18 protein-coding genes and 1 tRNA gene are annotated in these 23,059 nt (G+C 61.2%); 11 read left to right on the top strand and 8 right to left on the bottom strand.

The features are described 5' to 3' along the window. Nucleotides 1-6 precede the first annotated feature (6 nt). Entirely contained in the window at nucleotides 7-1,728 is a 1,722-nt protein-coding gene (locus HYPMC_RS22220) for a heparinase II/III family protein (protein ID WP_013950401.1), read from the top strand. Nucleotides 1,729-1,834: 106 nt separating this feature from the next. Then, nucleotides 1,835-3,418, top strand: a complete 1,584-nt coding sequence (purH, locus tag HYPMC_RS22215; protein ID WP_013950400.1) for a bifunctional phosphoribosylaminoimidazolecarboxamide formyltransferase/IMP cyclohydrolase — start codon at nucleotides 1,835-1,837, stop codon at nucleotides 3,416-3,418. A 12-nt stretch (nucleotides 3,419-3,430) separates the two neighbouring features. Here purH and HYPMC_RS22210 read toward each other — a convergent pair whose 3' ends face one another. From HYPMC_RS22210 to HYPMC_RS22195, 4 genes are read right to left on the bottom strand one after another with little or no spacing between them, the layout of a single operon-like run. Further along, on the bottom strand, nucleotides 3,431-4,882 hold the full coding sequence (locus HYPMC_RS22210) for an MFS transporter (protein WP_013950399.1): 1,452 nt from the start codon (nucleotides 4,880-4,882) through the stop codon (nucleotides 3,431-3,433). Between the two features lie 46 nt (nucleotides 4,883-4,928). Then, the gene (locus HYPMC_RS22205) at nucleotides 4,929-5,549 is read right to left on the bottom strand and encodes a TPM domain-containing protein (protein WP_041300510.1); all 621 of its coding nucleotides are present in this window, start codon (nucleotides 5,547-5,549) and stop codon (nucleotides 4,929-4,931) included. Between the two features lie 37 nt (nucleotides 5,550-5,586). Next, nucleotides 5,587-6,429, bottom strand: coding sequence for a YgcG family protein (locus HYPMC_RS22200; protein WP_024275056.1), 843 nt, complete (start codon nucleotides 6,427-6,429; stop codon nucleotides 5,587-5,589). Nucleotides 6,430-6,467: 38 nt separating this feature from the next. Continuing rightward, a complete protein-coding gene (locus HYPMC_RS22195; protein ID WP_024275055.1) occupies nucleotides 6,468-7,088 on the bottom strand; it encodes a LemA family protein in 621 nt (206 codons plus the stop codon). A gap of 653 nt (nucleotides 7,089-7,741) precedes the next feature. Here HYPMC_RS22195 and HYPMC_RS22190 point away from each other — a divergent pair. Further along, a complete protein-coding gene (locus tag HYPMC_RS22190; RefSeq protein WP_013950394.1) occupies nucleotides 7,742-8,146 on the top strand; it encodes a hypothetical protein in 405 nt (134 codons plus the stop codon). A 47-nt stretch (nucleotides 8,147-8,193) separates the two neighbouring features. Here HYPMC_RS22190 and HYPMC_RS22185 read toward each other — a convergent pair whose 3' ends face one another. The 3 genes from HYPMC_RS22185 to HYPMC_RS22175 form a co-directional block, all read right to left on the bottom strand. Further along, on the bottom strand, nucleotides 8,194-8,367 hold the full coding sequence (locus tag HYPMC_RS22185) for a hypothetical protein (RefSeq protein WP_155831102.1): 174 nt from the start codon (nucleotides 8,365-8,367) through the stop codon (nucleotides 8,194-8,196). 150 nt (nucleotides 8,368-8,517) lie between these two features. Beyond that, nucleotides 8,518-8,730: a hypothetical protein gene (locus HYPMC_RS22180; RefSeq protein ID WP_013950392.1), complete on the bottom strand. Its 213-nt coding sequence runs from the start codon at nucleotides 8,728-8,730 to the stop codon at nucleotides 8,518-8,520. A gap of 239 nt (nucleotides 8,731-8,969) precedes the next feature. Continuing rightward, nucleotides 8,970-9,044, bottom strand: a tRNA-Gly gene (locus tag HYPMC_RS22175). Between the two features lie 181 nt (nucleotides 9,045-9,225). Here HYPMC_RS22175 and HYPMC_RS22170 point away from each other — a divergent pair. The 6 genes from HYPMC_RS22170 (at nucleotide 9,226) to HYPMC_RS22145 (ending at nucleotide 14,749) form a co-directional block, all read left to right on the top strand. Then, nucleotides 9,226-9,723, top strand: coding sequence for a prolyl-tRNA synthetase associated domain-containing protein (locus tag HYPMC_RS22170; protein ID WP_013950391.1), 498 nt, complete (start codon nucleotides 9,226-9,228; stop codon nucleotides 9,721-9,723). A 27-nt stretch (nucleotides 9,724-9,750) separates the two neighbouring features. After that, complete coding sequence (gene trxA, locus HYPMC_RS22165) at nucleotides 9,751-10,665, top strand: thioredoxin (protein WP_013950390.1); 915 nt, start codon at nucleotides 9,751-9,753, stop codon at nucleotides 10,663-10,665. A gap of 33 nt (nucleotides 10,666-10,698) precedes the next feature. Then, a complete protein-coding gene (locus tag HYPMC_RS22160) occupies nucleotides 10,699-11,382 on the top strand; it encodes an LON peptidase substrate-binding domain-containing protein (protein ID WP_013950389.1) in 684 nt (227 codons plus the stop codon). 14 nt (nucleotides 11,383-11,396) lie between these two features. Beyond that, nucleotides 11,397-11,627: a Trm112 family protein gene (locus HYPMC_RS22155; protein WP_013950388.1), complete on the top strand. Its 231-nt coding sequence runs from the start codon at nucleotides 11,397-11,399 to the stop codon at nucleotides 11,625-11,627. A 225-nt stretch (nucleotides 11,628-11,852) separates the two neighbouring features. Then, the gene (locus tag HYPMC_RS22150; protein WP_172636522.1) at nucleotides 11,853-13,700 is read left to right on the top strand and encodes an ATP-binding protein; all 1,848 of its coding nucleotides are present in this window, start codon (nucleotides 11,853-11,855) and stop codon (nucleotides 13,698-13,700) included. A gap of 80 nt (nucleotides 13,701-13,780) precedes the next feature. Continuing rightward, the gene (locus HYPMC_RS22145; RefSeq protein WP_013950386.1) at nucleotides 13,781-14,749 is read left to right on the top strand and encodes a GNAT family N-acetyltransferase; all 969 of its coding nucleotides are present in this window, start codon (nucleotides 13,781-13,783) and stop codon (nucleotides 14,747-14,749) included. A gap of 68 nt (nucleotides 14,750-14,817) precedes the next feature. Here the strand turns inward: HYPMC_RS22145 and HYPMC_RS22140 are convergent, their stop codons facing one another. Further along, nucleotides 14,818-17,091: an NADP-dependent malic enzyme gene (locus HYPMC_RS22140; protein ID WP_013950385.1), complete on the bottom strand. Its 2,274-nt coding sequence runs from the start codon at nucleotides 17,089-17,091 to the stop codon at nucleotides 14,818-14,820. On the opposite strand from HYPMC_RS22140, the gene mutS reads away from it, so the two are divergent. Both mutS and HYPMC_RS22130 read left to right on the top strand, forming a co-directional pair. Then, nucleotides 17,035-20,130 (top strand): DNA mismatch repair protein MutS, encoded by a 3,096-nt coding sequence (gene mutS / locus HYPMC_RS22135; protein WP_371199545.1) that lies wholly within the window; start codon nucleotides 17,035-17,037, stop codon nucleotides 20,128-20,130. The genes HYPMC_RS22140 and mutS overlap by 57 nt on opposite strands. Further along, nucleotides 20,127-22,925: a [protein-PII] uridylyltransferase gene (locus HYPMC_RS22130; protein WP_013950383.1), complete on the top strand. Its 2,799-nt coding sequence runs from the start codon at nucleotides 20,127-20,129 to the stop codon at nucleotides 22,923-22,925. The genes mutS and HYPMC_RS22130 overlap by 4 nt, the downstream gene beginning before the upstream one ends. Nucleotides 22,926-23,059 lie beyond the last annotated feature (134 nt).

Raw genomic sequence — 23,059 nt, 5'->3', positions numbered from 1 at the left:
CAGACTTTGAGTCTCAATGTTTCGGAACGGCTGAAAATCCGCTCGCTCTCGGTCGAGCGATTGCGACGTCGCGCCGTAACGTTGACGCTCTCGTCTCCATTCCTGCGGTGGCGATACGCCGGCAATGGCGCCGATCAGATCCTGATCGTCCCCCAGGAACTGCGCGCTGCCGATCCAAGCTTCTGGACCGAAGTTTCACACGGCTACTTCGGACTTGCCGCTGAGATTGCGGATCTCAAAGGCGCATCCGTCTTTCGCATCACACCGCCCAGCGTCGCTTGGGAACGGGAACTGCATGGCTTCGGCTGGCTTCGTCACCTCGCCGCAACCGAAGAGGACGAAGCCGCAGCCGCCGCACGTGAGCTTGTGCTCGAATGGATCGCCCTCAAGCGCATCTCTCACGGCATCGCCTACGAGCCCGAGGTCGTCGCCCGCCGTCTGATCTCCTGGATCTCGCAAGCGAACATGCTGCTCGAAGACCTCGACGCGCGCGCTTACACCCAGATCATGTCCAGCATCGGCCAGCAGATCGGCGCGCTGCGGACGACGTGGCGCAATGCACCCGACGGCGTACCGCGCATGGTCTGCCTGATCGCGCTGGTGCTGACAGGTCTCGCCGTCTCCGGTCACGACAAACAGTTGAAGGATGCCGAGGCCGCGCTCATCGTCGAGTTGAAGCGGCAAATCCTCGAGGACGGCGGCCACATCAGTCGCAGCGCCAGCGTGCTCGAAGATGTCGTTCTCGATCTGCTGCCGCTCGGTCAGTGTTTTGGCTCACGCGCGCTGGTCGCGCCGGACGAGATCAACGCTGCGGTCCGAAAATCTCTGCGTTTCTTGCGTTTCATGCGTCTTGGCGATGGCATGCTGGCGCGCTTCAACGGCGTCAGCACCGGCTCGCCAGCCGCCCTCGCCACCGTCCTGGGCTACGCCAGCGACGGCGATTTCGATATCATGCCGGTGGCCCGCGCCTCCGGCTACGCCCGCCTCGAACGCGGCACCACGATTATCATGACTGACGTCGGCTCGCCGCCACCGCTCGAACTTTCAACGGAAGCGCAGGCAGGCGCGCTGTCTTTTGAAATGACGTCGCGCCAGTACCTGATCTTTGCCAACGGCGGTTTTCCCGGTCCAGCCGATCACGACTGGGATTCGGTCGCCCGCGCCACCGCCAGCCACAACACGCTCTGCCTCACCGAGACGTCATCCTCGCGCCTGATCCGCCACGAGCAATTGGAATCGATGGTCGCCGGCCTGCCGATCCGCGGCCCCGACACCGTTTCATTCGAATTTCACGACAGCCCGACGCAGGCAGAAATCACCGCAACGCACGACGGCTATCTGAAACGCTTCGGCTTGATCCACGGCCGACGCTTGGCGCTTGCGCCCAAAGGCGACAAACTCGAAGGCGTCGATACGCTCGAACCGCCCAAGGGAACGCTGCGACTGAAGCAGGACCTCCCCTACGCCATCCATTTTCATCTACATCCGGATTGCCGTTGTCAGTCCGCGGGCCACGCTCAATGCCGCCTCACCCTTCCCGACGGCGAGGTCTGGATTTTCGCGGCCGACGAGACGGCACAGATGTCGATTGAGGAAAGCCTTTACTTTGTCGACAGCGCCGGACCGCGTCCAAGCCTGCAAATCGTACTGCGCGGCACGACATTCGGCGAGACGTCTGTTCACTGGTCCGTGCGAGCCGAAGCGGCTGAGTCCGCTCCGAATTCGTAAATAACCAAATCCTCTTGCGCGTCACAATCGCGCGCTCGTCCTGACGCGGGATGGCCACGCCCGGCGCGCCGTGATAACGGCCAAACCGAAAAAAGCTGGGGTGAACATGGCTGACCAACGCATACGCCGAGCGCTTCTCTCGGTCTCCGACAAAACCGGGCTCATCGACTTCGCCGCCGCGCTGAAAGCCCGTGGCATTGAACTCGTCTCGACCGGCGGCACCGCTGCGGCGCTGAAAGCCGCAGGCCTCTCGGTGATGGACGTCTCGGAACTGACCGGCTTCCCCGAAATGATGGACGGCCGCGTGAAAACGCTGCATCCGAAAGTCCACGGCGGGCTCCTCGCCATTCGCGGCAACGCGGTCCACGACAAGGCGGCAAGCGACCACGGCATCCTGCCCATCGATCTGCTGATCGTGAACCTCTACCCCTTCGAAGCAACCGTCGCCAAAGGCGCAACGTATGACGATTGCGTCGAGAACATCGACGTCGGCGGCCCGGCGATGATCCGCGGCGCAGCGAAAAACCACGACAGTGTCACGGTCGTCGTCGAGCCCTCGGATTACGAACGCGTGCTGAGCGAAATTGCAGCTAACGATGGCGCAACGACGCTCGCGACCCGCAAAGCGCTTGCCGCCAAGGCGTTTGCCCGCACCGCGGCTTACGATGCCGCAATCAGCAATTGGTTCGCCCGCGAGCTTGGCAACAATGCTCCGGAATGGCGCGCCTTCGGCGGCCACCTCGGGCAAGCGCTGCGCTATGGCGAAAACGCCCACCAGACGGCGGCGCTTTACCTCTCGGCAGACACGCGCGTCGGCGTCGCGTCGGCGAAACAGCTTCAGGGCAAGGAATTGTCCTATAACAACATCAACGACACCGACGCCGCTTTCGAGCTTGTCTCGGAATTCGATCCGAAGACGCCCGCGGTCGCCATCATCAAGCACGCCAATCCGTGCGGCGTCGCAGTGAATGCTTCTCTCGCCGAAGCCTACCGCCAGGCGCTCGCCTGCGATCCTGTCAGCGCCTTCGGCGGTATCATCGCGTTGAACAAAACGATCGACGCGGCAACGGCCGAAGAAATGACGAAGATCTTCACTGAGGTCGTCATTGCGCCGGACGCGACCGATGAAGCCAAAATCGTCTTCGCCGCGAAGAAAAACCTGCGCCTGCTTCTGACGGGCGGCCTCGCCGATTCACGCGCACCCGGCCTCAACTTCAAATCGGTCGCTGGCGGCTTTCTCGTCCAGTCGCGCGACGCCAGCAACGCCGACGATCTCGATCTGAAGGTCGTCACCAAGCGCGCCCCGAGCGAGCAGGAATTGAAAGACCTGCGCTTTGCGTTCAAGGTCGCAAAGCACGTCAAATCGAACGCCATCGTTTACGCCAAGAACGAAGCAACCGTCGGCGTCGGCGCCGGACAGATGAGCCGCGTCGAATCTTCGCGCATCGCGGCGTGGAAGGCCGCCGAAGCGGCGAAGGCGCTCGGCCTCGACAAGTCCTTGACGATCGGATCGGTCGTTGCCTCCGATGCCTTCTTCCCCTTCGCCGACGGCTTGATTACTGCGGCCGAAGCGGGTGTTACGGCAGTTGTCCAGCCCGGCGGCTCCATGCGCGACGACGAGGTCATCAAAGCAGCGGACGAACGTGGCCTTGCGATGGTCTTCACCGGCGTCCGCCACTTCCGCCACTGAGGCAGCCGCCCGTCAGCGCGCCGAGCGCGTCCGCACGAACATCATCATCACGACGCCGATAGCGAGGAAGGCAAGAACGGCGGCCATGCCGATGCGCTGGCTGCCGGTTTCCTGCGTGATGAGCGCGACGCAGAACGGCGCCAGGAACGCCGTGACTTTGCCCGAGAAAGCGAACAGCCCAAAGAACTGTGTGATCTTGTCGGCAGGCGCGATGCGCGCCAGCAACGACCGGCTGGCGGCCTGAACCGGGGCCGACACGACGCCGACCAAAATCGCAAACGCTAAAAACACCTGCTCGCCTGGCGCTGAAAACGGCTTCGACCCGACAATCTTTTCCGCCACCTCGGTCGTGAAGAAGATGTGCGTCTTATCGACGGAAAGAATGCCGAGCGCGCCGACGATCAAAGCCAGAAGTGCCAGGATGATCACCGCTTTCGGGCCGATAGCGTCGTCAAGCCATCCGCCGAACAGCGCACCGAACGCGCCGACGAGCGTCAGGATGATGCCGAACATGCCGAGTTCGAGCGGCCCCCACCCGAACACCGATGCGCCGTAGATACCGCCGAACGCGAAGATCGCCGACAAGCCATCCGTGAACAGCATCCGCGCGATGAGAAAGATCAACAGGCTCGGCATCGACGGCAGCGACTTGATCGTCTCCCAAAGCTCCGCCGCCGCCGAGCGCTCCGGATGTGCCGTCGATGCGCGGTGCCGGTCCGGCACGAACAGGAAGAACGGAATAATGAAGATCGCAAACCAGATCGCCGCAAACGGCCCGGTGATGCGATCGCTCTGATGCGTCGCGCCGTCGAGGTGCAGAAGCGGCTCAAGTCCCAGCAGAGTTTTTGGCTCGCCCGGCATCGGCACCAATAGTCCCGCGACCACCGCCAAGCTGACAAGGCCGCCGAAATAGCCGACAGCCCATCCGGTGCCGGAAAGCCGCCCGAGTTCTTCCTTTGGTGCCAGGCCCGTCATGATGGCGTTTGAGAAGACGCTCATCAATTCTGCGGCAAGCGTCGCACCGACGAACCCAGCAAGCACAATGAGGATCGTCGTCATGTTGGCGTCGGGAACGCCGAGCCACAGGCTCGAAAGGCTTGCGAGAAAGAGCAGCGACAGCATCGCCATCCACGGCTTGCGCGATCCGCGTCCGTCGGCCGCCGCACCAAGTAGCGGACTGATGATCGCAATCAGAAGGCCCGCCACCGCAGCCGCATAGCCCCACATCGCCTGCCCGCAGGCCGCTTTCTCACTTCCGGCAGCAAGTCCGCAAACCGAATTCTGCACAATGGCATTGGCGAAGTAAGGTCCGAACAAGAAGGTCTGCACCAGCGTGTAGTGCGGCTGCACCGACCAGTCGAACAGCATCCACGAGACGCGAGCGCGGAGCGGCGCATGCTTGACGTCGCCGTCGGTCGCCATTGCGGCTTGCTCGGCCCCCTCGCCGATGTCCAAGGTCGACATGCCTTCCCCCTTTTCGTGTGACCGTCTCGTCGCGCTCGCGAGATAATCAGCTTCGCAAGATGATAAGATGATCGGGCAATTCGTTGGGATCGACGGCCCCCGGCGGAAAATGCTGCGCGAGCAGATCCCCGATCCGCGCAATCGCCCGCTCGAAACCGTCCGCCACCCGCCCTGCGCTGATATCGGCCGTAAAATCGTTGACGATCTTCTGCCAGACGCCTTTTTCAACGAGCGCGTCGATACCGCTGTCGGCGATGATTTCGACGCGCTTTTCCGCGACGGAAACGAAAATCAGCACGCCCGTTCGCCCGGTTGTCGTGTGCAAATTCTGCGCTAGAAATTGCTCGCTGGCACGCCGCCGCGTGTTGGCATGAAGGATCGACTTCGGAACGAGCGATATTCGCACCTTGGGGTGCCAGGCGAGTGCCAGCAACCCAAGGAAGACCAACAGTTGAATAAGAAAGATCCACTGCACTTTCATCCACGTGAAGTGGATGAACGGCCACGGAATGACCAGCGCCAGCAGCGCCGCCCACATGAACGGAATGTGCTGATACCGGCTGCTCTGATCGGCAACGACGGCCACGATCTCGCCAGAGGTATTGCGCTCGGCTTTCGTGATCGCCGCCGAAATCCGCTCGGCGTCCTTGGCGCTGATGAAGCTCATCGTTGCGTGCTGCCTGCTTGCGTTGATCTCGACATTGCTACCACCCTCCCGATGCGCCACCGCCGCCGAAGTCCCCGCCGCCGCCCGACCAGCCTCCGCCGCCGCTATCGCCGCCACCACCGGACCATCCACCGCCCCAGTCGCCCGATCCACCTGGAATAACGACGATGCCGCCCCGGCGTCGCGGCGCACCCGGCATGCCGGCCCGCATCGCCTGCGCGTTGCGATAATTGACCCAGATGATGAAGGCCACGATCGCGAGAAACAGAATGATGTGAAAGATCACCGTCGGATCGTTTTCCGGCGTGCGCGGTCCGGCAGCGCGCCGCTTCACCTCCTCGGCATCACCAAGCACCACCGACTTGATATCGCGGATGCCATCCTTGATGCCGCCCGCATAATCGCCGCGCCGAAACTTCGGCAGAATGGCATTCTGAATGATGAGCGCCGCCATCGTGTCGGTCATGAACGGCTCAAGCCGACGCCCGACTTCGATGCGCACCTTGCGATCGTTCGGCGCAACGATCAGCAGAATGCCGTTGTCCTTGCCCTTCTGACCGATGCCCCACTTGCGCGCGAGGCCGATGCCGTAATCCTCAATGGAATAGCCCTGCAGCGACTTGACGGTCACGACCGCAAGCTGATCGGTCGATGTCTGCTCAAGCGAGGCAAGGTCGGCTTCGATGTCAGTCTTCTCGGCAGGCGTTAGCAGTCCCGCTTCATCCGTGACGCGGCCGGCCAATTCCGGATAGACCGGATCTGCAAAAGCCACTGAGAAATGCGCCGACAGCACAAGAACGAGCGCCGCCAGCAAGCCCGGCAGCGCCCGCGCCATGCCACGCCATGGCGAAACCCGAGCGGCGTTGATGACGCCAGCCATTTCAAAGGCTCCCGACCAAAAGCGATGCGCGCCGCGGTTCAAGGCTTGCTGAAATCGACTTTCGGCACCTTCTGCTCTTCAGGCGAAATGTCGAACGTCGCCATGTCTTTGGCCTGCGGATAAAGCACCATTTTCCAAAGCCGGCCAGGAAAGGTGTTGATCTCGGTATTGTACGACTGCACCGCCGTGATGTAGTCGCGCCGCGCAATGGCGATGCGGTTCTCGGTGCCCGCAAGCTCACTTTGCAGCGCCAGGAAGTTCTGCCCGGACTTGATATCGGGATACCGCTCGACGACCGCCATCAACCGCCCGAGCGCGCCCGAGAGCGTCGCCTGCGCATCCTGGAATTTCTTCATCGCATCGGGGTTCGTCAGAATATCGGGCGGCAGTTGAATGTTCGTCGTCTGCTCGCGGGCTTTCGTAACTTCCGTCAGCACGCTTTTTTCCTGATCGGCAAAACCCTTCACCGTCTCGACGAGATTGGGAATGAGATCGGAGCGGCGCTTGTACTGGTTCAGAACCTCGCTCCAAGCGGCTTTCGCCTGCTGCTCCTTCGTCGGAATTGTATTGACGCCGCAGCCCGCCATCGACAGGGCAGCGACGACGATCGCAAGAAATGCGATCGGGCGAACAATGAGAGTTTGCATGCTGGCGGTCATGGCGCTGGCGATCCTCATGTCTGGTCCGTAAGCGGTGCAGGATTGGAAAGCGAAGAGAGAGGCCTCAGGAATCGGACGTCTGTGGTATGATTTTCATCTGTGACGTTCAAGCGACGCCTTCGCCGTTCGTCGCAATTCGGGTGGCCAACCAACCGCGATCTCATGGCTGATCGATTTCGATCAGAGGAATTGCCGGCCGGAATTTTTCCGCGCGAAATGGAATTGTTGTGAAGAGATAAACGCCTCATTCACCTGGCGTTCATCTTGTCGGCAAGTGTTAAAAATTTCCGACTGCGAATTTGGTTTGCGCCGCGCATACAAACGTATCGAATCCGTTCGTATTCGTACTTACGATCTGACGCAAAACGTCCTTCTAAAGACCAAATCCCAGCGGCTCTTGCTTGCAAAATGCCCGGGCGAAAGCTCCCCAGTGCATAAAAATCCTATGAAATGCGGTCGTTTTTGAAAGACGGCCCACCGCTTCGCGATCAGTGTTTGCACCGCACACGCGGCCAACCAAGCGACGGCAAAAGGGCTCGGGCCTGCCATGCGCAATTGGCAGGATGACATTGGAAACGATGTTTAGTGACACCACGTTATAGCCACCGGCGGTCGCGCAGAGAGACGCGATTTTGTTTCGTATGGAGCACAAAATGCACAATTGGAAAAAAGCGGTGGTGGGCGCTCTCGCAGCCTTAGCCGTGGGCGGCTTCTCCGCAGCCGCTGAAGCTCATGGCGGCGGCGGCTTTCATGGTGGCGGTGGCTTCCACGGAGGCGGCTTCCACGGTGGTGGTTTTCACGGTGGCTTTGGTGGCGGCGGCTTCCGCGGCGGTCACTGGGGCGGCGGCCACTTTGCAGGCGGCCGCTGGGGTGGTCGCGGCTGGCACGGCGGCGGATGGCATGGCCACGGTCGTCACTGGCGCGGCGGCTACGGTTGGGGCTGGGGTCCCGGCTTCTACTACGGCGGCCCGTACTATGATGATTACTACGCCTACGACGACGGCTACCTCTGCAATGACTATTGGTATCGCCGCCATCACCCCTACTGCTACTACTGACAAGTGACCTGACACCGGCCCCGTGAGGGGCCGGCTTCATTTTAGGATCACGGCAGAAGCGGTGCGGCCGTGCTGTCCGCATGCTGCGGCCCGGCTAGCAGACGGTCCGGATGAGCGAACGAAATGCCGAGGTGGATTGGCGTCGAAGCCATGACAACCGGAATGCTGAAGATCAGAGCTACCAGGATTGTGCAGGCAAGTGCCGCCTGAAGAAACTGCACGAAGCGTTTCAAGTGAGTTGCACCCTTTCAAAGTCCCAGCCGGGTGCAATTATTCTCCCTCCCGATGGCGGCATCGAGTCTGAAGCGCGGCGGCGCCGAGTCAAAGGCCGCAGAATGTGATACGGCGCCGCTTGGGCGCCGTAAAACACTTCACCACCAGCGGCAGAAGCGATGGCCGTGCCGCCACCAGCAATGGCGGTGACGATGATGCCAACGGCGCCAATAAACGTCCTGTGCCGCCGAAGAGTGCGCCGTAAGCAACTTCAGCGCATGCACGTCGCTGCTGACCGTTGCGGCGTTTGCGAAGCCAGCGCCCAGAACCACCGCCGCAGCGGCGATGGCCACTCTCAATGTCGTTTTCATGAGGTCTCCCCCCTTGCTTGTGAGAACAAAAGTCACGCCAAGTGAGGGCACACCTATAATCGGGGCTAATCGGGCGCCGTCCATACCATTTCGTAAAGGCTGGGGTCCACGCCATATAGGCGCTGCGAGTGTTGCGGCGAAGCCGCCGTAGGCACCGATCTTAAGAAGGAATGGCCAATCCGCCGAAGCGGCTTGTGGCCGAGACGATTTCAGGAGGTAACTGAAATCTGATTGGTGCCTGGAGCGGGCGAAGGGATTCGAACCCTCGACCCCGACCTTGGCAAGGTCGTGCTCTACCCCTGAGCTACACCCGCATGTCCAGAAAGCTTACGCCGCCTTGCGGCGGCGGAAGACCCGCCTTATGGCGCAAGTGATCGCCCAATGCAAGCCCCTCAATCACAGCGGCGAAAATGTCCAATCGCCCTTATATATCAGAGGCGGCCAGGGTATGGATGCGCCCCCCCCGACAGGAAAGCCGGAGAAAAACCTCGACCGATGCCCGTAACGCGCCAACAGCTCTTTCAGACCCTCGCCGATCTTGGAATTGAGACGGAAACGATCGGCCATCCGGCCGTTTTTACCGTCGCGGAAAGCGACAAGGTCGAAATTGCCCTGCCGGGCGCCCACACCAAGAATTTGTTCTTAAGGGACGACAAGGGCGCGCTTTTCCTCGTCATCGCCAACACCGAAACCCGCGTCGATCTCAAAGCATTGTCGAAACGCCTGGGCGCCGGGCGATTTTCCTTCGGCAAGCCCGAGTTGCTGATGGAAACACTCAGCGTGACGCCGGGCTCCGTCACAGCCTTTGCAACGATCAACGATACCGGCAATCGCGTGAAGATCATCTTCGACGAGGCTCTGATGGCCGCCCCCTCGGTCAACTGTCATCCGCTTGAAAACACAGCAACAACAAACATTGCACGCGACGACCTTTTGCGGTTCATTCGGTCCACCGGCCATGAGCCTCAGGTCATGGTATTGACCGCATCTTGAGGTTCGAGCGGCGAGGAGATTGGTTCAATGGAATTTGGCGCTAAAGGCACGGAGTTCGGTGCACCCGGTGCCGCCGACATGATCAAGGATGCAACCACCGCTTCGTTCAAGGCTGACGTTCTCGATGCCTCGAAGACGGTTCCTGTCATCGTCGATTTCTGGGCGGCCTGGTGCGGCCCCTGCAAGCAGCTCACGCCCGTTATCGAAAAGGTCGTGCGCAGCTACAGCGGCAAGGTCCGCCTGGTGAAGGTCAACGTCGACGAGAACCAAGCGATTTCGGCGCAGCTTCGCATCCAGTCGCTGCCGACCGTCTACGCCTTCCGCGACGGCCAGCCGATCGACGGTTTCGTCGGCGTGCAGCCGGAAAGCGCGATCAAAGCTTTCGTTGATCGCCTCGTGGCCGACGATGCTGAGATCGGCATCGCCGAAGTTCTCAAAACCGGCGAAGAACTGCTGGAGCAGGACGACCTGCAAGGAGCAGCCGAAGTTTTCGCGAGCATCCTCCAGGAAGATCCGGCCAACGCCGAAGCCATCGCCGGTCTGACGTCCTGCTATATGAAGAGCGGCGACATTGCCCGCGCCAAGCAGACATTGGCGCTCGTGCCGCCGGATAAGCGCGAGCTTGCTGCCGTCAAAAGCCTCGAAGCAGCGATCGAGCTTGCGGAAAAAGGTGCTGACACTGGCGAACTCGATGCGCTCCAAAAGCGCGTCGCCGAAAACCCTCAGGATTTTCAAGCTCGTCTCGATCTCGCCGTCGGCCTCGGCGCGACCGGCGACAGGCAGGAGGCGCTTGAGCTTCTGCTCGATCTCATCAGGGTGGATCGCAAATGGAACGACGGAGCCGCACGCAAGCAGCTTCTGCAGTTCTTCGACGCCTGGGGCCCCAAGGAACCTCTGGTGGCCGAAGGGCGCCGGAGGCTATCATCCATCCTGTTCAGCTGATCCAGAAACGATCCTTAGCGGAGTTTTTTTCTTTTGATACTCACGGAGCGCTATCGACGCCCGGCTGATTTGCCCCCGAGGATTCCCGTTTTTCCTCTTCGCGGCGCGATTCTCCTGCCGCGCGCCACATTGCCCTTGAACATCTTCGAGCCTCGCTATCTCGAAATGATCGATCATGCGATGTCAGGCGCGCGCATCATCGGCATTTTGCAACCTGTCGTATCGGGCGATGACGATCAGGAAAGCCCGATCGAGAAAACGGCCGAGTTGCGCTCCGTAGGCTGTGCCGGCCGCATCACGTCGTACCAGGAATTGGACGACGGCCGGTTGATCATCACGTTGACGGGCATTACGCGCTTCGAGTGCGTCGGCGAAGCCGAAACCGAAATGCCTTACCGCATTATGAGCGTGAGCTACGACAAATTTGCCAGCGACCTGACCGAAGGTCTCGGCGAAGAACTGGTCGATCGGCAAAATCTCTTGCGCGTCTTGAAAACCTATCTCGAAGCCAACCGCCTGAAAACCGATTGGTCGACGATCCAGCGCGCATCGAACGAGTTTCTCATCAACGCTCTGTCGGTGATGTGTCCTTACGGACCGGAAGAAAAGCAGGCACTGCTCGAAGCCAAGGATCTGCGGTCGCGCGCCGAAGTTCTCGTTGCGCTCGCCGAAATCGATCTGGCGTCGAACGGCAGCAGCGGCACGACACTTCAGTAATATCGGAAAAAGCCATGACCGATGATGCTGACGACAGCGCTCCAGACGACGCCAACGCCGTCGATCCACAGCTGCTTGAGCTGCTCGTCTGTCCTTTCACCAAGACACGTCTGATCTACGATGCGAACAAACGCGAATTGTTGAGCAAAGCTGCAGGCTTGGCATTTCCGATCCGCAATGGCGTACCGTTGATGATCGAAGATGCAGCCCGCAAGCTGACCGACGAAGACCTGCGCCGGCTGTAATGAACACTTGAGCGGCCTGCTATTGCGACAGCAGATTTGATCGCCGCCGCTGTGCGCTTAACCACGTCTCTTTAGACTCTGTAAAAGTGCACTGGCCGACTGTGCCCCGGCATTTAGGGGCCAAAGAAATTGTTTCGAAAACTGATTTACTCGCGACCTGTCGGGGAGCGTATGGACATGCAGCCATCGCCCGGCGGAAACAGGCGAGCGACTTGGACATGGCGCGTGTGCGCGTCTACGGCGGCTATCATCGGCACGCTTTTGCTTGTCCTTGGTCTTGTCTCGAGCGCCGTGACATTCGATAGTGGCCTCACTGCCGCTTTTGTCGGCGTCGCGGTGCTGACCGCGGCTGCGATCCTTAGCGTCACGCTGCCCTGGAAATTGTGGCGTCAGAAAACGCCCGTCGCGCAACGCGATACAAGGCGTGCGGACGATGACATCGAAGACCTCAAGGATGCGCATTGGCGCCTATCCGACAACGCCGTCCGCTATCGCCAATTTTTGGATTCGCAGCGCGACTTCATCGTCCGCCGCGCGAAAGACGGTCGTCTTGTCTTTGCGAATACGGCGTTCCTTGAAGCCTTCGGGGTGCGCAGCGAAGATATTCTCGGCTCGCGCTTCCGGCCGCACATCCTACGCAGCGAATCCACCGCCGGCATGTCGGCCACCAACTTGCGAACGATTGAGCTTCTGCCTACGCGGCGCGGCAAGCGCTGGATCGCCTGGGACGAAACGGAAGTCTTAACCCAGGACGGCGCCATCGAAATCCAGAGTGTCGGCCGCGACATCACCGTCGAGCGTGAAATCGAAGAGCGGCTGCGCGGCGCCTGCGATCGCGCCGAGACGGCCAATCGCGAGAAGTCCCGCTTTCTCGCCGCCATGAGCCACGAAATCCGCACACCGATGAACGGTATCATCGGCATGATCAGCCTGCTGCGCGATACCCAGCTTGATCCAGAGCAGAGAACCTATGCGCGCGTTGCGGAAGATTCCGCTCGCGCCCTTCTCGGTCTGATCGACGGCATTCTCGATCTCTCCAAAATCGAGGCGGGAAAATTCGAACTGGCGAACGAGATCTTTTCGCTCCGGAACTGCATGACCCAGATGATGCAGCTCATGGCGCCCGACGCTGCCGCCAAGAAGTTGACGTTGAATTTGGCGATATCGGACGCAGTGCCCGAGTGGGTTCGGGGGGACGAAATCCGGCTGCGCCAGATCATCCTCAACCTGTTGTCGAACGCCATAAAGTTTACCGACACGGGCGGCATCTCCGTCGGCATCTCCATCGCGAATGATCCCCCTGCCAATCCCGACGCCGTGCGCATCGCTATAGAAGTCGCCGATTCCGGCATCGGTTTCTCGCCCGACGCGGCCCGCCGCCTCTTCAACGAGTTCGAGCAAGATGCAAGCGCGATGAACCGCAATCCGGCAGGCACCGGCCTCGGCCTCGCGATTTCGAAACGCATCGCCCAGGCCATGTCCGGCGACATCGTCGCTTCGGCCGGCCCCGACAAGGGCGCCGTCTTCACCGCCCGGGTGGAACTCCATGCGGCCGGCGCGCCGCCGCTCACGGCCGGTTCGCTCGTGCCGGAGGAAAGCGGACGGGACGGCTCCGAAACAGCCCTCCGCCGCGCCCCTTGCCCGCCGTTTCGCGTCCTGGTTGCCGAGGACAACCAGATCAATGCCCTGCTCGCCTGCAAAATCATCGAACGCGCCGGCGGCACGGCGACCGTGGTCGAGGACGGACGTTCCGCAATCACGGTGATGTGGGAAGTGCTGGAGCGCAAACGTCCTGCGTTCGACCTCGTGCTGATGGACGTTCTGATGCCCGAGATCGACGGCATCATGGCCACCAAATCGATCAAAGCGCTCTATCGGGAACGTAAGGACGCGGCTCTCTCGTGTCCGCCGATCATCGCGCTGACAGCCAACGCCTTCGCCGAGGACCGCGACCGTTGCCGCGCCGCCGGAATGGACGACTACCTCGCCAAACCCTTCGACGCCCGCAATCTCCACGACCTGCTTCTCAGGTGGGCGCCCCAACCCCTCCGTGCTGCACCACCTGCCGCTTGATCAGCGGACGTTTCGATCTAAAAACTGTCACGGAATCGTGCTAGCGGCGTGTGCTAGAGCACCGTGGGGATTTCTATCCGATGTGGCAGGCAATTGCAGACCGAAGCAAACGTAAGCCCGGCCGTCTCGGAAAGCTCCCGGCGGGCCTTGCCGCCATCGAAGCGCTGAGCGCTCCCGCCCGCCGTCTCAAGGGCTTTGCCCGCGACATCGAGCCGAAGGTCTACGGCCGCGTTGGCAATCTGGAAGTGCGGTTGGCCCGTACCTGGGCCGAGATCAAGCTTGCGCAACGTCTGCGCTATCAGGTCTTTTTCGAAGAAATGTCGGCGGTGCCGAGCCGCCTCGCGCAATTCCGCCGTCGCGATGAGGACGCCTACGACGCGCTCTGCGATCATCTTCTTGTCATTGATCTCGATAAGACGATGCCAGGACGCGCCGGCCGTCCGGAACGTCCGAAAGTCGTCGGCACTTACCGCATTCTTCGCCAGGAAATTGCCGAGCAAGGCCCCGGCTTTTATTCCGCCGGCGAATACGACATCGCCCCTCTTCTCAAAAGCAAGGCGGCGACCCACCGCTTCATGGAGCTTGGCCGCTCCTGCGTGCTCGCCCCCTATCGCAGCAAGCGATCGGTTGAACTGCTGTGGCACGGCCTTTGGACTTATGTCCGCGAAAACCGCATCGACGTGATGATCGGCTGCGCCAGCTTCGAAGGCATCGACCTCGAAGACCACAAGATGGCGCTGAGCTACTTGCATCACAAAGCCCTGGCGCCGCTCGAATGGCGCGCCAGCGCCCGCGATCCGCTCGGCGTCTCGATGAACCTGATGCCGATGGCCGACATCGATCAGAAGGCAGCGCTGAAAGCCATGCCGCCGCTGATCAAGGCTTATCTGCGGCTGGGCGCCTATTTCGGGGACGGCGCCGTCATCGACCGGCAGTTCGGCACGACCGACGTGCTCGTCATCATGCCGGTCGCAAAAATCGATCCGCGCTACTTCGATCACTACGGCGCCCCGGCCGAAACCAAGAGCCGCATTGCCGTCGACGCCTGATCGACTCCCACCTCAAAATTCCCTCGCCCTGTTGGGAGAGGGTAGGGTGAGCGGGCAGAAATAGTCCGCTATTCCTTCGCAGCACCATAAGCGGCCAGCGCCGCCATGTTGACGATGTCCGCGTCCGTCGCGCCGAACGTGCAGATCTGCACCGAATGCGACAGTCCGGTAACGATCGGCCCGATCAGCGTTGCGCCCGCCAGTTCCTTGATCATCTTCGTCGAGATCGACGCGGCGTGGAACGCCGGCATCACCAGAACGTTTGCGGTGTCCGACAACCGGCAGAACGGATAGTGCTCCATCAGGCTGCGATTGAGCGCGACGTCGGCCGCCATGTCGCCGTCGTACTCGAAATCAACGAGACGCTCGTCGAGAAGCCGCACGGCTTGGCGCACCTGCTCCGAACGCTCGCTTTTCGGCTGCCCGAACGTTGAGTAGGCAAGCAGCGCCACTCGTGGCTCGATGCCGAAATAACGCGCAGCCCGCGCCGCTTCGACGGCGATATCTGCAATCTGCTCGCCCGTCGGCAAATCGTGAATGCTCGTGTCGGCGATGAGCACGGCGCGGCCGCGGATCAGCACCAGCGACACGCCGATCACGTGGCGGCCGGGCTTCTCGTCCATGACCCGATGTATGTCGGCATAGACGCTCGTCCAGTTGCGGGTCACGCCTGAGACCAGCGCATCGGCATGCCCGTGTACGACCATGAGCGCAGCGAAAACATTTCGCTCATTGGTAACCAGACGCTCGCAGTCGCGCTTCAGATACCCGCGCCGCTGCAATCGCGCATACAGAAACTCGGTAAACTCATCGAGGAACGGTGACTCGCTCGTGTCGATCAGTTCGAATTCCCGGCGAAGCGGAATGCCGAGCTCGCGGAAGCGATCGGTGACGACTTTCTTCCGCCCGATCAGGATAGGCTGTCCATAGCCCTGCTGGAAGAATGTATGAGCCGCGCGGATAACGGCAGGCTCCTCACCTTCGGCAAACACAACGCGCTTGGGATCGTTGCGAACCGCGTCGAACGTTGATTGCAACCAGCCCTGTACCGGATCGAGCCGCGCATTGAGGCGTGCAACGTAGCCTTCCATATCGACGATCGGATTGCGCGCAACGCCCGAATCCATTGCCGCTTTCGCGACAGCGGCGGAGACGTGCGGCAGCAGGCGTGGATCGAACGGCGCTGGAATTATGTATCCGGGACCAAACGTCGGCCGCTCACCGAGAAACGCCGCTGCGACCTGATCCGGCACCTCGGCACGCGCCAGCGCCGCAATCGCTTCGGCAGCCGCGATCTTCATCGCATCGTTGATCGTCGTCGCATGCACGTCGAGCGCGCCGCGGAAGATGAATGGAAAGCACAGAACGTTATTGATCTGGTTCGGGTAGTCCGAACGCCCAGTCGCCATGATGGCATCGGTGCGCACCGACCTTACTTCTTCCGGGGTGATCTCAGGATCCGGGTTGGCCATCGCAAAGATGAGCGGCTTTGGTCCCATCTGCGTAACCATCTCTCGCGACAGCACGCCGGCCGCCGACAATCCGAGGAAAATATCGGCGCCGCCGATGACATCGCTCAGCGTCCTGGCGTTCGTCTTCTGAGCAAACGGCGCCTTATAGGGGTCCATCAGCTCCTTGCGACCCTCGTAGACGAGACCTTTGATATCGCAAACGTAGATGTTCTCGCGCTTGAGACCTATCTTCACGAGCAGATTGAGACAGGCGAGCGCCGCAGCACCCGCGCCCGCGCACACAAGCTTCACGTCGCCGATATCCTTTTCGACGACGCGCAATCCGTTCAGCACGCCTGCTGCAACGACAATGGCCGTCCCGTGCTGGTCGTCATGGAAAACGGGAATATCGAGCAGCTCTTTGAGCTTCTCTTCGATCACGAAGCAATCGGGCGACTTGATATCTTCGAGGTTCATGCCGCCGAAAGACGGCCCGAGATAGCGCACCGAATTGATGAATGCTTCCGGATCGGGCGTATCGACGAGCAGGTCGATGGAATCGATGTCGGCAAATCGCTTGAACAGCGCCGCCTTGCCTTCCATCACCGGCTTCGCTGCCAGCGCCCCGAGATTGCCAAGCCCCAGAATGGCGGTGCCATTCGACACCACGGCCACGAAATTGCCCTTGCTCGTGTAGGCGTAGGCATCGCGCGGATTTTCGGCGATGGCCTGAACGGGAATGGCAACGCCCGGAGAATATGCCAAAGACAAATCGCGCTGCGTCGCCAACGGCTTCGTTGGCGTAATTTCCAGCTTGCCGGGCTTGCCGTTGGCATGGAATGCAAGCGCTTCTTGAGCCGTCACGTGGGCTGCGCGGTGAAGGGAGGGCATGATGTTGACCGTTCAGGATTTCGTGCGCCAGGGCAGTGTTGCCCAAACACACATCAGGGGATAAGGGCCGGCACGATAGGTTGCGGGAGCCGGGACGGCAACCTATGCATATCCAGCGCTTGGATGGGGCGGCGAGACGTTCCTTTTCGCGCCTTTCGTAAAGCCGAACAGGGCAATTTGAAACGTAATCTCTTGATGTCCAGAACCGACGAGCCGCGCAAGAGCAGGCGGCCAGAATCGGCGCCGTCGGCGCCTGCCGAAGTGTCGCAGAGCAGCACTACGCCCGCGACGCCCGAGGCAACGCCCTCCATGGCGCAATACCTAGAAATCAAAGCGGCCAATCCCGATAGTCTCCTTTGGTATCGGATGGGCGATTTTTATGAGCTTTTCTTTGACGATGCGGTCATCGCCTCCGAGGCGCTTTCGATTGTTCTGACCAAGCGGGGCAAGCACCGGGGCGAAGACATCCCAATGTGCGGCGTCCCCGTGCACCGCGCCGACGAATATCTGCAAAGGTTGATCAAGCAAGGGCACCGCGTCGCGGTTTGCGAGCAGCTCGAAGACCCGGCCGAGGCGCGGAAACGCGGCGCTAAGGCCGTCGTCAAACGCGACGTCGTCCGCCTCGTGACTCCCGGCACGCTGACCGAGGAAGCCCTGCTCGACGCCAAGGCGCGCAATTACCTGACGGCCGTTTTCCTCGCCACCCCGGCTGAGTTGGGTCTCGCATTCCCGGACGCCCGCGTCGCGCTCGCCTCGATCGATATTTCGACCGGCGAATTCGAGGTCTCGGAAGTGTCAGGCGTCGATCTTTCCGGCGAGCTGATCCGCCTGGCGTCGAGCGAAGTTCTCGCCGCCGACACGCTCATCGGCATGGAAACCTTCACACGGACGGTCGATTATTCCGGCGGCAAGACGACGCCGATTCCATCCGCCTATTTCGATAGCGCTTCCGGCGCACGCGATCTCAAAGAATGCCTTGGCGTCGCCGATCTCGCCGGTTTCGGTTCGTTTTCACGCAGCGAACTCGCCGCCGTCGGCGCCGTTCTGAAATACGTCGACCTGACGCAGATGGGGCGAAAGCCGCTGCTGCAAGCGCCGCGCCGGTCGGGGAGTGCGGCCCTCTTCATCGATGCTGCCAGCCGCGCCAGCCTCGAACTCGTGAAATCGACGTCGAGCGACAAATCCTCGACCTTGCTTGCCGCGATGGACCGCACCATTACCGGCGGCGGCGCACGTGAACTGCAAGCCCGAATTGCAAGCCCCCTGATTGCGCCCGCTCCCATCGAAGCCCGTCTCGACGCCGTGTCCTTTCTCGTCGACAACCGGCGTCTAATGGACGAACTTCGTGACTGTCTGCGCGGCACGCCCGATCTCGCGCGTGCCCTGCCGCGACTGACGTTCGGCCGTGGCGGCCCGCGCGATCTTGCCGCCGTGCGCGACGCCATAGACGCAGCATCCAACGCCGCGAATATGCTGAACCGCGCCGCAACCCCGCTCCCGTTGCCGCCCGAGCTGCAATCCATCAGCACGCGTCTTGAGGCCGTTCCGGCAGCCCTTGCTCACGCGTTGAAGAATGCCCTTGTCGACGATCCGCCGCTGCTTCGCCGCGACGGCGGTTTCATCCGCGAAGGCTACAATTCCGATCTCGACGCGGCACGCGCTCTGCGCAACGACAGCCGCCGTGTCATGGCTGAGCTTGAGACCCGCTACATCGAAGAAACGGGCATCAAGACGCTCCGCGTGCGCCATAACAATATTCTCGGTTTCTACATTGAGGTCACGCAACTTAACGCCAAACCGCTGATGTCGCCGCCGCTATCCGAGCGATTCCGTCACCGCCAGACGATGGCAAATGCGGTACGCTTCGCGACCTCCGAACTGCTCGAAACCGAAGGCCAGATTGCATCCGCCAGCGAACGCGCACTCAATCTTGAGCAAGAAATCTTCACGTCGCTGACGGAAGACATCTCAACCGCAACAGACGCGCTCGGCGCAGCGGCCGCCGCGCTTGCCGAACTCGATGTTTACACGTCTCTGGCATCGCTCGCGCTGGAACAGGGCTATGTGCGCCCATCCATAGACGAAACGTCCGCCTTTGAAATTCGCGGCGGCCGCCATCCCGTCGTCCAGCAGGCGCTGGCGAAACAGGGCGGGACCGCCTTCATCGAGAATGATTGCATTCTCGGCCGCAGCGGCACCCCAGAAGCACATCCCGACGAAAACGAACTTCCCGATGCCCGCATCTGGCTCGTCACCGGTCCGAACATGGCCGGCAAATCGACGTTCCTGCGCCAGAACGCGCTCATCACCGTGATGGCGCAAATGGGCTCTTACGTGCCCGCACGCTCGGCTCACATCGGGGTCGTCGACCGGCTGTTCTCGCGCGTCGGCGCCTCCGACGACCTGGCGCGCGGCCGATCGACCTTCATGGTCGAAATGGTCGAAACGGCAGCGATCCTCAATCAGGCGACGAAACGCTCGCTCGTCGTCCTCGACGAGATCGGCCGCGGCACCGCAACCTTCGATGGTCTTTCGATTGCGTGGGCGACAGTCGAATATCTCCACGGCGTAACGAAGGCCCGCGCCCTCTTCGCCACACACTACCATGAGCTGACCGCACTCGCCCGCCGTCTCGACGACATCGCCAACGTCACGATGGACGTCGCCGAATGGCACGACACCATCGTTTTCCTGCACAAAGTGAAGCCCGGCGCGGCCGACCGTTCCTACGGCATCCAGGTGGCAAAGCTCGCAGGCCTTCCCGATCCGGTCGTCGCCAGAGCGCGCCAGGTGCTCGCCCGCCTTGAAAAAGCCGACCGGCGGCCCAAAGCCGGGGACGAAAGTATTGATGATCTGCCGCTATTCTCTGCGGCGCGGCCCAAAGGCGCATCAGGCGGCGCATCGGCCGGCGAAGAGCCTTCTGCCGTTGAAAAGCTGCTCTTGAACATGCATCCTGATGATCTCTCGCCCAAAGCGGCGCTCGAGAAGCTCTATGAACTCAAGGCTCTGGCCGAAAATTTGAAGAAGACGAAGCCTTGACCGACGATACCGTGAACGTCCTCATCCCGCCGCCCTATTTTGACCGGCTCGCCGCCCGCCGCGAGTTAACGGGGTATTTCAATGCCAGCAATGCCTCCCACGCGGAAGCGCGCCCCAAGGTGCTGGAAAGCCTGAAAGGGCTCGTCAAGAATGCGCGCGAATCTGCCCGTACCGCGCTCGAAGCCGACGGCAACGGTCGCCGCTGCGCCGCGGGCCTGAGCTTGTTTCAAGACGAGTTGCTGCGCCTCATCTACGATTACACGGTGACGCACGTTTATCGCGCCACCAATCCCTCCGATGCCGAACGCATGGCGATCGTGGCGACAGGCGGCTACGGCCGCGGACTGCTGGCGCCGGGCTCCGACATCGACCTGCTGTTTCTGCTTCCCTACAAGCAGACGCCGTGGGGCGAGAGTGTCGTCGAATACATGCTCCTGATGCTCTGGGATCTGGGCTTCAAGGTGGGGCACGCGACGCGTACGGTCGATCAATGCTTGAAGCTCGGCCAGGCCGACATCACCATCCGCACCGCGCTGCTCGATTCCCGATTGATCCTCGGCGACACGCAGCTCTTTGCCGAATTCGAGGATCGCTTCCGCGCCGAAGTCGTCAAAGGCACCGCGCGCCAGTTCATCGACGCCAAGATGGCCGAGCGCGACGAACGCACGCGCCGGGCGGGCGAAAGCCGCTACAAGGTCGAGCCCAACATCAAGGACGGCAAAGGCGGCCTGCGCGATCTCCATACGCTGCAATGGCTGTCGAAATACATCTTCAATCAGGAAGTCGGCGCAGCAGCCGTCGAAGCTGGTATCTTCACGCCGGAAGAAGTTCAGACGTTCCGCCGCTGCGAAGATTTTCTCTGGCGCGTTCGCTGCTTCCTGCATTTCCTCACTGGCCGCGCCGAAGAGGTTTTGTCGTTCGAAGTTCAGCCCGCGATGGCGAAGAACCTCGGCTATACCTCGCGTGAAGGTCTCCGCGCTGTCGAACGCTTCATGAAGCATTACTTCCTGATCGCAAAGGACGTCGGCGATTTGACGACGATTCTGTGCGGTGCGCTGGAAATGCAGCAACTGAAAACATCGCCCGGATATAAGCGCCTGCTGAGTCCGCTAAGCTGGAAAACGCGCCGCGAAGTCCGCGAGAAAACCGATTTTCGCATCGACAACGATCGGCTCAACGTCACCGACCGCGAGGTTTTCGCGCGCGATCCGGTCAATCTCATTCGCTTCTTTGCGCAGGCCGCGAACACCGGCGCGTATCTTCATCCCGACGCCATCCGGCTGCTGCGCAGCTCGCTGCGCCTGATCGACGACAAGCTGCGCCACGATCCCGAGGCCAACGCCATTTTCCTTTCGCTGCTGACGGCGAAAGGCAATCCAGAAGCCTCGCTCCGGCACATGAATGACGCGGGCGTCCTCGGCCGCTTCCTGCCGGAATTCGGCCGCATCGTCGCGATGATGCAGTTCAACATGTATCATCACTACACGGTCGATGAGCATCTGCTGCGCACGCTCGGCAACATCGTTGCTATCGAGCGCGGCGAGCTTGCAAGCGAGTTGCCGCTTTGCACGGCGATCTTCTCGTCGATTCAAAACCGCCGCGCCCTGCTCGTCGCCGCGTTCATCCACGATATCGGCAAAGGCCGGAAGGAAAGCCACTCGATCGTCGGCGCCCGCATCGCGCGCAAGCTATGCCCGCGTCTCGGACTGACGGCAGCCGAAACCGATCTCGTCGCCTGGCTGCTCGAAGAGCATCTGACGATGAGCAACTTTGCGCACTCACGCGACATTTCCGATCCCGACACCATCCGCGCGTTCGCCGACATCGTACAAAGCCCGGAACGCTTGAAGCTTCTTCTGCTGCTGACCTGCGCCGACATTCGCGCCGTCGGTCCCGGCGTCTGGAATGGCTGGAAAGGCCAGCTTTTACGCACACTTTATCATGAAACCGAACCGCTCGTGGCGGGCGGCCACACCCAGATTCCGCGCGACGAACGCATCGACAAAGCGCAGGCGGCACTCCGTCAGGCGCTCGTCGATTGGCCAGCAGACGTCGTCGACGACTTTATCGATCGGCATTATCCGAACTATTGGCTTCGCACCGATCTTTCGACGCAGATCGCGCATGCGAATGTCCTGCGCGATGCCATGCAATCGCGCGGCAAGTTCGCTACCAACATCAAGACCGATGCCTTCACTGCCATCACCGAGCTGACGGTCTTCGCGCCAAACCATCCCCGTCTTCTCTCGCTGTTTGCAGGTGCATGCGCCGCGGCGGGCGCCAACATCGCCGGCGCTCACATCACGACCACCCGCGACGGCTACGCGCTCGATACCTTCCTGCTCAATCGCGAATTCCAGGACGACGAGGATGAGCTGCGCCGATCTCGCCGCATCATCAACACCATCGAAAGCCTGCTCAACGGCAAAGAACGGCTATCGACGCTGCTTAAGAAAAAACGCATCGGCACGCGCGGCGTCGAAGCCTTCACGGTGGAACCCGAAGTCGTCATCAACAACGCGTTGTCGGATCGCCTGACCGTGCTCGAAGTGTCCGGGCGCGACCGCCCCGGCCTTCTCTATGAGTTGACGTCGGCACTGTCGGACCTTTCGCTCGACATTTCCTCTGCGCACGTGACGACGTTCGGCGAAAAAGCTGTCGACGTCTTCTACGTCACTGACCTCCTCGGCAAGCAGGTCATCAACGAGACCAGGCAGGCCACGTTGCGGTCGCGCCTCAGATCAATCCTCGATCCCGCCCGCCCGAAAAGCGCGACCGAGCCCGCCAGAGTTTGATGCTTGTGCCGGCGCGTGACTTCACGGCCACGGCCCACAAGGCAGCCGCCGGGCCATCAAATTGCCGGATGTCTACGGCCTGAAGCCGGTTTAAGAGGGCAAATCTGCTTTGTGGCACAACGCGAACCTTTTCG

It is taken from the genome of Hyphomicrobium sp. MC1 (assembly GCF_000253295.1).
GTDB lineage: Bacteria > Pseudomonadota > Alphaproteobacteria > Rhizobiales > Hyphomicrobiaceae > Hyphomicrobium_B.
Note: the sequence above shows the minus strand (reverse complement) of the source record. Positions and strands in the feature narration are given on the sequence as shown.